Source organism: Mesorhizobium sp. M0011 (assembly GCF_040324155.1).
In the GTDB taxonomy this organism is placed as follows: Bacteria; Pseudomonadota; Alphaproteobacteria; order Rhizobiales; family Rhizobiaceae; genus Mesorhizobium.
In genome coordinates this window covers 149,382-158,369 of the sequence record NZ_JAMYVQ010000014.1, presented here as the reverse complement: position 1 = coordinate 158,369, position 8,988 = coordinate 149,382, and the positions used below count along the sequence as shown (strand labels likewise).

The following is an 8,988-nucleotide window of genomic DNA, read 5'->3' as shown; positions in this document are numbered from 1 at the left end:
CCGTGCCGGGCTGATCCGCACCGACATGGTCGTTGGCCAGGACGCCATTGGCCGCATTCGTCACGATCGCCGCGCCGCCTTCCGTCGCGGCCTGCCCGTCATTCACCGCAACCGGCCCGTCGTCGTTGACCTTGACGGTCAGAGACGCATTGGCCGTGTCGTTGTCACTGTCGGTGACCCTTACCGCGAAGTTCTCCCCGATCGCTTGGTCGGCGGCCCCGGTCTGGTTGGGATTGGCGTTCGCCACGTTGTTCGAGAGCGTGTAGCTGTAGCTATAGATGCCGCCGCTCACGGTCACCGTCAGCACGCCGTTGACGCCTTGGACCGAGCCGCCAGAAGTGACATCCACCAAGGTGCCATTCTTGTCCATCACCTCGAGCTTCTGCAGCGTGTCGCCGCCCGTGCTGATGTTGAACGTGCCCGCCGTGGTTTCCGAGTGATCCGAGTTCAAGGCCGGGTCGGCAAGCTCGCCAGTACCCGTCGGCAGGCCCTTCTCGTCGACAACCGCGGTCGCGTTGACCGACGGCGTCCCGCCCTCCGGCGTCACATCGATCGTCGGTGTCGAGTCCTTCAGCAGGTTGATCGTCACCGTCGCCACCGACGAATCGCCGTCGCCGTCGATGATCTGGTACTGGAACGTCACCGTCCCTTCCTCGCCGGCAGCCGGCGCGTAGGTGAAGGTGCCATCATTGTGGTAGGTAACCGTTCCGGTGCCGCCCGCCAGCGATCCCGCGACATAGCTCACCTTGGTCGGATCGGTGATGTTCACCCCGTCCGCGCCGGGCACGTCGTTGGCGAACACGTTTACCGTCACTGCCGCGTTCTCGGTCGCCTGCGTGGCACTGTCGGCAACCGCCGTAGGCACGTCGTCGATGACGGCGACGGCAAAGGTGGTGCTGGCCGAATCGCCGTCGACGTCCGTGACAGTGATGCTGAAATTGTCCGGAACCGTATCGTTCTCGTTGAATCCGTCCCCCTGCTGGGGATGAGTGACCGATTCGGTCACCGTGTAATTGTATTCGATGGCGCCGGTGCTCGGATTGTAGGAGACGATCGTCAGGAAGCCGAAATCGCCCGGGATCTGCTGGCCGACACCGGTGACGGTGACGCCGTTGATGACGATCGACCCAATTCCGTCCGGGGCGTCGATGCTGATCAATCCGACGCCGGAGGTTTCCGAATGGCTCGGCGCCTCGCTGCCCGGCGATTGACTTCCGCCGCCATCAAGGCCTGTTTCACTGGCCGCTTCGGATGGGGCAAGCAATGACGTGGCCGTCACTGTAACCTGCCTGTCGACGATCGAGGGAAACAGCTCGCGCCGCTCCAGAAGCCCGAACTGCAGAGCCGTCGGGGGCAACAGGGCCGACAGGTCGAACCCGTCGCCGATGCCGCCGGGGGGAACCGAGAAGTCTCCGCCCGCGCTCGAATTCGAACCGCCCGGGCCGGCCGAGATGGAACCGTCGGCACCGAAGGCAACATCGACATGGCTGGCTTCCAGCGCTGCCAGCAACGCCACGCGCGGCACCTCGACGTCGCCAATGATGAAGGTCGGCACGTTCAAGGCGCCATCCTTGACCACGATTACCGAGCCGTCGGCCTGTTCGAGCAGAAGGTTCTGGCCATCGACCTTGATGTTGTCGATGGAGGCGTTGGCGGGAAGCCTCACCACATGGCTGGCGTCGGCTACGTATTCGTGCGGCGCAGCTGCCGGCGGTGCCTTTGCTTCCGCGGGGGCTTCTGGCTTGACAGGCGCTCCGCCGCCGACATCGACCGGCACCGGTTCGGACGCTGCCGGCGCGGGCTGCGTCGAATTTGCCTGTGCGACCCGAATCTCCGCCGGCGATGCCTGATCGCCGTGTTCATTGGACGCGGAATGCTCGTTCAAGGAAGCCGAAAAGCTGTCCAACTCGATATTGTTCGTCATGGCTGAAACCCCTCCGATATTTACCGGATAGAGACAGCGGCCACTTCTACTTTGCAACTGCCCCCTAATCTATTTCATATATTATGATATGCATTGCCCGGCATTTTTTACACGTGGTAAACCGCAACAATATAACCTGATATATGTTGGTTTCTGGAGGTCTGGTTGACGGATGACTAGTCGGGATCTTTTTGGTGAACCAAAGTATAAATTTGAATAAAATTTTAGACAAACTGGATAAAGACAGTTGCTGGATATTTATCCACCTTCCTTTCCAATAATTTGAGACAAGATTGGTAGCGTCCACAGTCAAAGGTGGGCGTTATGAAAAAGCAAAAACCAGTTCCGGGAAAAACCCGGCTCCAGATGCTCCTGCTGGCAATCGGGCTTGTCGGCCTGGCGGGGCCGTCATTCGCGAGCGATATCGCCGCATCCGGCTGGCCTCAGGAGAAGGTCCAGACGCCGCCCTGTCTCGGCGGTGTTTCGCTGGCGAGGCCCCAGCCCAGGCAGCCTGCGGGCGCTTACCGGATCGGTCAGGTCATCAGCAGCTATGGCCCGGCAGATGCTGACCGCGGGGATGGCTCGTCAACGGCGCGAGATGACGCCGGGATAGATCCGGTGCAGACCGCGTCGATCATTCCGGGGGTCTTCGGATCGGTTGCCTTGTCCATGCGCAATTTTCCCGTCGCGGCGCGCTGGGCGCCCGTGTACCGGGCAATCACCGCTTGTTCGGCGGGCAGCCCCTGCGAGCGCAAGAGCACAGCTTTTGCCGGCATGGTCGCCGCCGCTCAAGGCAAGGGATTCAGCGAGAAGCTGTCCTTCGTCAACAGCAGCGTAAATCGCCTGATCGCCTACAGGAAAGATAGCGTCGTCTACGGCAAGCTCGACTATTGGGCGAAGCCTTCGGAGATTCTCGAGCGGCGAGCCGGCGATTGCGAGGATTTCGCCATTCTCAAGATGACGGCCCTGCTGAGGGCCGGCATCCCGACGCAGAGCATGGCGCTTGTCGTCCTCCAGGATCGCAAGCGAGGCTTCTTTCACGCAGTGCTGTCGGTGAGCACAGGCAGCGGCACCTTCATTCTCGACAGCCTCAGCAACACTGTGGTGCGTGACAGCGATCTCCCGGATTATGTTCCGCTTTATTCGTTCAGCACGGACCGGGCCTGGATCCACGGTTCAAGACCGGGCGGAGCCCAGATGGCTGACATCAAAGGCGGTTTCGCAACCGTCGCACCTGGCGAAGGTTTTCAGCCATAAGTTCTCGTTGGATTGGTGGTGATTCAACCGCCGAAGACGAACGCCATCAGCAGCTCTGGCTCGAGCACCGGAGCCCGCACCGCATTCAATTGCCCCCGGTAACGACGGTCACCCGCACCGATGACAAAGCCGGTGGCCACCGGCGATTCGCCATTGGCATCGAGCCGCGCGAAGATGTCGGCTACGTTGAGGTCCAATGCCAGCTTGAGATCGTGCCGTGCGTCATCGCTTGGGGCTATCGGCAATTGACGTTTGACCAGTTGCTGGAACGGCGCGTTGAACGACAGGATCTTCTTCGACGATGCCAGGGCAAAGGCCGGGGACGGGCAAGCGACGAGTATGGCGTTGATGGTGTTGATCGATGCAAGCCTTCGCAAGGTCAGGTTTTCATCCGCCAATCCACGCATGCAGGCCACCCGGATCGCGGATGTCAAATTGCCTGTCTGTGCCTGGCTTTCGGCGATCTCGTCGATGAGCATGCCGATCGTGCATTTCCTGCGTTCGGCCATCTGCTTCAGCGACAACCAGAATGCCCGCTCCAAGCGGATGCCGCGTCTTATGCCGCCACGCGCCACGACCCGAAATTCAAGCCCGAAATCCTCGGCCGCGACTGGCGGAAGCAGTCGCTCGCCATCAGGATGAGGGCTGGCGCTACCGCTCACTCATCGCCTCCTCGCGCGCCTTGTTGATCGGCTTCAGGAGGTAGTGCAGGATCGTCTTGCGCCCGGTCTTGATGTCGACCGAGCAGATCATGCCGGGAATGATCGAATAGGCCTTGCCGTCTCTTTGAAGGGTCGATTTGTCCGTCGCCACGCGCACCTGATAGTAGGGTTCCCCCGTTTTCTGATCGACCAGGCTGTCGGCTGTGATGTTGGAGACCTTGCCCTCGATGCCGCCGAAGATCGAGAAATCATAGGCGGTGACCTTGATAAGGGCCTCCTGGTCGGGACGGATGAACGCGACATCCCGTGGCGAGACCCGTGCCTCCACCAGCAACGTCTCGGAGGTCGGCACGATGCCGGCGACGACGGCGCCGGGCTGGACGAAGGCCCCGACCGTGTTGAGCTCCAGCGTGTTGACGATGCCATCCACGGGAGACCGGATATCGGTGCGCGCGACCTTGTCGGTGGCCCCCCTTATGGTTTCATCCACCACCGAAAGTTCCGCCAGCGCCTGGGTAAGGTCGTCCAACGCCTCCTGCTGCAGTTGCAGGCCGAGTTCCTCGACCTGCAGCTGGGCTTCCGTGATCGCGGCCTTGGCTTTCTTTATTGTTTCGCCGGCCAGGTTCAGCTGGCCGTTGAGTTCGGTCTGTTCGCGCTCTACCCGGAGCTGCTCGGTCCTTGCCATCAGGCCTTTCTTGACCATCGCGTCGACCAGTTTCGCCTCCTGGTCGCTGACGACCAGGTTCTTGGTCAGACGGTCGGAATTGGCCACCGCCTCGGCCAGTTCCCTCTCGCGCTGATCGAGGCGTGACTTGAGCACGGACAGCTTGTTGTCGAAGTTCCCGCGCCGGGCAATGAGCAGCTTCTGTTCATTGTCGCAGATTTGCGGAGCGACCGACTGGATGTCCTGCGGGCACGGAAATGGGCCCGAGAGATTGCCGGCCTGTTCGTATTTCAGCCTTGCTATGCGCACTTCCAGCGCGCGCGCCTTGGCCTGCTGCTCGCCGAGACTGGACGTATTGAGCGTGTTGTCCAGACGAATGATGAGATCGTTCTTCTTGACGACCTGGCCAATCGTCACGGCGATTTCCTGAACGACACCGGCTTCACTCGCCTGGATGATCTGGGTCTTGGAAGCGGGTATGACCTTGCCGTCGCCGCGTGCGATCTCATCGACTTCGGCAAAGGACGCCCAGGCGACAAAGACTACGAAGAGCGCTCCGATGATGAATATGGACGCCGACGCAAACAGCGGCGGTCGATCTTCCCTGGCAAGCATTTCCCACGCCCCAACGCATTGGATGCAGCAATAATTGTTTTGTCAGGCGCTTGTTTTCTGCAACGCCTGTATGACTTGGTCCTTCGGTCCGTCGGCAACGATCTTGCCCCGTTCGATAACGATCAGGCGGTCGGCCAGCTCAAGCATGCTGAACCGATGTGTGGAGACGATCAGCGTCGTGTCGCGGTCGAAAGCGACTTTGAGCTGCTTGATCAACTGGCGTTCCGAGGCAAGATCCATCGAGCCCGACGGCTCATCCAGAAAGACGATTTTCGGTTTGGTCAAAAGCAGGCGTGCGATCGCCACGGTCTGCCTCTGGCCGCCGGAAAGATTGGTGCCGCGCTCGCCGACATTCATGTCGTAGCCGCGCGGGTGGCGTGAAACGAAATCGTCGACGCCGGCCGCCTTTGCAGCTTCGATGATCTGTTCGTCCGTAGCCTCGGGGCATGCCATCAGGAGGTTTTCCTTGATGGTGCCCGAGAACAGGTCGCCGGCCTGCGCAACGATGCCGACCGCGGCGCGAACCTCGGACGGGTGATACTGGCGAATGTCGATCCCATCCAGCAGCAACTCACCGGACGTCGGCAGGAAGAGCCGGCCGATCAGCCGCCCCATCGTCGTCTTTCCCGATCCTATGCGGCCGATGATGCCGATCCGCTCCCCTGGCTTCACCGAGAAATTCAGGCCGGTCAGAACCTCGTTCTCCGAGCCGGGATAGACGAACCCGACATTCCTGAACACCATCGCCCCCTTGCGAATGGGGCGGTTGACGAAACCCACCGTGTCAGGTCGGTCTTCCGGTTGAGCCATGATCGAATTCACCATTCTCAGCGAGAGCATGGCCTGGCGAAACCGGGACAACGTTATGGCGATCTGGCCGAGCGGCGCCACGGCCCTGCTCGCCAGCATCACCGTTCCTATGATTGCTCCTGTCGAAACATGCCCTTCCGAGAAGGCATAGGCGCCGGCCACGACCAGGGCGACGGTCACCAGCTGTTGTATGGACTGGGTGATGTTGCCCGCCGCCGCCGAAAGCTGCTTGATCTTCTCGGACGTGTTGGCGGCGTTCTTGGAGTGCTCCCCCCATTTTCGCAGCAGATACGCCTCGGCGCGCAGCGACTTGATCGTCTCCAGCGTCGAGATGGATTCGACCAGCAGTGCCTGGCGCTGCGATGCTTCGTTCATCGAGGCGGCGACGCGCTTGCCGATGCGGCGCTGGGTGACCAGGCCGACGATGACGGACATCACGAAGGCCAGCGCCGGTATGATCACCAGCCAGCCGCCAATTGCATAGATCACAAGGAGAAAGACGAAGACGAATGCCGTGTCGATGAACACGCTTATGGTGTTGGAGGTGAAGAACTCCCTGACGAATTCATATTGCGTGACCCTGTTTGCGTATTCACCGGTCGATCCGGGGCGCGCCGACAGCGACGAGTTCAGCACTTTCTCGAACAGCAGATAGGATATTCGGAGATCCGCCTTGCGCCCGGCATAGTCGATGAGGGAGGCCCTGGCCGTCTTCAAAAGCAGGTCGAACAGGATGACCGCACCGATGCCGAGAGCCAGCACCCACAGTGTCGATATTGCCTTGTTCGGCAGGATCCTGTCGTAGACGTTCATGGTGAAGATCGGCGAGGCTATGGCCAGCAGATTGATGAACACCGCCGCCAGGACGACTTTCGAATAGGTGCGCCAGAAAGCGCCCATCGTCCCCGTGAGCCAATGTCTCCGCTCGATCCTGGCCGCCGAGCCGACCGACATGGTCTCGGCGGCATTGGCGTAGGTGATCGAGAAGGAAGCGCCGCCGCTGATGTAGCTGGCGGCCAGTTCCGATCGGCCGATCGCGGTGCGGCCGTCTTCCTGGGGCGCGGTGATATACGCATCGTCTTCGCCTAGAGCGAGCAGGGCAACGGGCAATTGGCTGACGCGAAAGACGATTGCGGGCAGATCGATACGCCCCCTGAGAAAATCCCGGTGGTTGAACTCGGTGACTTCCAGGCCGATGCGTTCGGCAAGGTGCCTGATGTCGTCGACCGCAATTCGCGTGTCCGAGAGCGGCACGCCGGCAAACAGCACGGTCTCCGCGCTCGGCCTGCCGAGATATCCGGCAACGGCTGAGAAACAGGCCTTGAACGCCTCCTTGGGGGAGAGGATGTTGGGTTGCTGGTTCACGATCTGCCCGTCAGGACGCTCGCTGGGCCTTGCGTCGTCTTACTTCTTCCTCACCGGGGCGAGAATATCGAATGGCAGGTCGTTCTTCTGCTCCGATGGCGTCCGCGCATAAGTTTCAGTGTCCGCGGTTTCCGGTGCTGCGAACTCGGTGCGTGCATAGGCTGTCGCTTGCTTTGCCGGCTGAAGGTTCATCGTTTTCAGCAACTGTCCGGTCGCGGCCAGAAGCCGGTACTGGGCAAACAGCGATGCGTAGGACGCGGTATCCGCCAGCGTTGCCGTGTTGAACCGCGTATTCTGCGCATCCAGCACGTCGAGCAGCGAGCGCTGTCCAACCTTGAACTGCTCGCGATAGGAAGCGACCAGCTTCTCATTGGCGGCGGCTTGCTGCCTCAGGGTCTTTGCCAGATCGGCTTGCCGGAAACGGCGATCCCATGACGTGCGAACGGCTTCCTCGATTTCGCGCTGCACCTGATGCAGCGCCAGGCGCTGTTCGCTGGTGCGGCGGATCTGCTCCTGCTCGTTGGCCTTGTCAATACCACCGCGGTAGAGATTCCACCGCAGGACCACGCGCGCCTGAAGGTCGCTGGTGTCGCCATCGTCGCCGTCAATGTCAGTTCCCGCCCGGGCGCGACCTTCAGCGATGATGGAGGGGCCGAATTTTGCCCGTGCGGCATCCACGAGGGAAGCCGCCGCGTCGATGTCGCTGTTGGCCATGTGCACGCGCGGATTGCTTTCGCGCGCCAACCCTATTGCCTCGTCGAGCGATCGCGGGAGCGCAGCCGAGACATCGCCCGGCCTCGATGGGCTGGTCAGTGGCTTTCCGACGGTCTTGAAGAAGCGGATCTTGGCCGCTTCCAGTTCCTCGGTCGCCTCCTGCATGCGCGCCTTGGCGGCAAACAGCCGTTCCTCGGCCTGCTGCCGGTCGGCCTCGTTCAGCGCGCCGCCCGAAATGCCTTGCCGGATGTCGCCGAGAATTCCCTGGTGGAAGCCGAGATTTTTCTTCGCTTCGACAACGATCGAAGCCTGCAGCATGTATTCCAGATAGTCCTGGACAACGGACAGCCCGATGAATTCGGACCGTTCCAGCACCCGGAACGAAGCGCCATCGACGCGCGATGCCTGACGGTTCAATTCGGCCCGCCTTGCGCCGCTGTCATAAAGCGTCTGCGAAACGGTAAGATCCGTTTCAGCCGGATAGAGCGCGTCGTCTTCGATGGAAAGGGAGCGCCGGGATGAATTGTCGAGCCGGCGAACGCCGGCCGATGCCTCGACATCGACACTGGGAAGATAAAGGCCCTTGGCCTGCCGCAACTCGAACTCGATTGCTTCGCGATTTTCGATCGCCTGTCCAATCTCGGGATTGGATTCCACCGCGACAGCCATCGCCTCCTTGAGCGTAAGCGCATGAGCACTCCCGCAGGTCAGCATGGTGGCCGCCATCAAAAGACCAAGGCGCCTGCCTATGGTCGACATGGTTGTCGTATTCATCAATCCCACCCTAACGTTTCCCCAGCGTCCTTTTCAGAGCGCTAACCAAGCCAAGGCCTGCCCGTCGGTGGATTATTCACAAATTCACGAAATATGTGAGCGATTATTGATTTAGAGGTCGCTAAATAGCCTTTTTGGGCAACAAGGCTGCGAGATGTAGCAAAAATAGCACATAACGTCGGCTCGCTCCGGTTGTATCCGGA

The 8,988-nt window shown here is 60.8% G+C and carries 6 protein-coding genes; 1 reads left to right on the top strand and 5 read right to left on the bottom strand.

Annotated features, from left to right (window positions below):
• Positions 1-1,924: Ig-like domain-containing protein (locus NKK51_RS17385; RefSeq protein WP_352554062.1), on the bottom strand; the 1,924-nt coding region annotated here is incomplete at its 3' end.
• 366 nt (positions 1,925-2,290) lie between these two features.
• On the opposite strand from NKK51_RS17385, the gene NKK51_RS17380 reads away from it, so the two are divergent.
• Complete coding sequence (locus tag NKK51_RS17380; RefSeq protein ID WP_502895290.1) at positions 2,291-3,181, top strand: transglutaminase-like cysteine peptidase; 891 nt, start codon at positions 2,291-2,293, stop codon at positions 3,179-3,181.
• A 23-nt stretch (positions 3,182-3,204) separates the two neighbouring features.
• Here the strand turns inward: NKK51_RS17380 and NKK51_RS17375 are convergent, their stop codons facing one another.
• From NKK51_RS17375 to NKK51_RS17360, 4 genes are read right to left on the bottom strand one after another with little or no spacing between them, the layout of a single operon-like run.
• Positions 3,205-3,843 (bottom strand): ribbon-helix-helix domain-containing protein, encoded by a 639-nt coding sequence (locus tag NKK51_RS17375; protein WP_128304952.1) that lies wholly within the window; start codon positions 3,841-3,843, stop codon positions 3,205-3,207.
• Positions 3,833-5,122, bottom strand: coding sequence for an HlyD family type I secretion periplasmic adaptor subunit (locus NKK51_RS17370; RefSeq protein WP_128304951.1), 1,290 nt, complete (start codon positions 5,120-5,122; stop codon positions 3,833-3,835). Before NKK51_RS17370 ends, NKK51_RS17375 begins: the two co-directional genes overlap by 11 nt.
• 42 nt (positions 5,123-5,164) lie before the next feature.
• Positions 5,165-7,297 (bottom strand): type I secretion system permease/ATPase, encoded by a 2,133-nt coding sequence (locus NKK51_RS17365; protein ID WP_023809953.1) that lies wholly within the window; start codon positions 7,295-7,297, stop codon positions 5,165-5,167.
• A 39-nt stretch (positions 7,298-7,336) separates the two neighbouring features.
• Positions 7,337-8,785, bottom strand: a complete 1,449-nt coding sequence (locus NKK51_RS17360) for a TolC family protein (RefSeq protein WP_352554060.1) — start codon at positions 8,783-8,785, stop codon at positions 7,337-7,339.
• Positions 8,786-8,988: the final 203 nt, after the last annotated feature.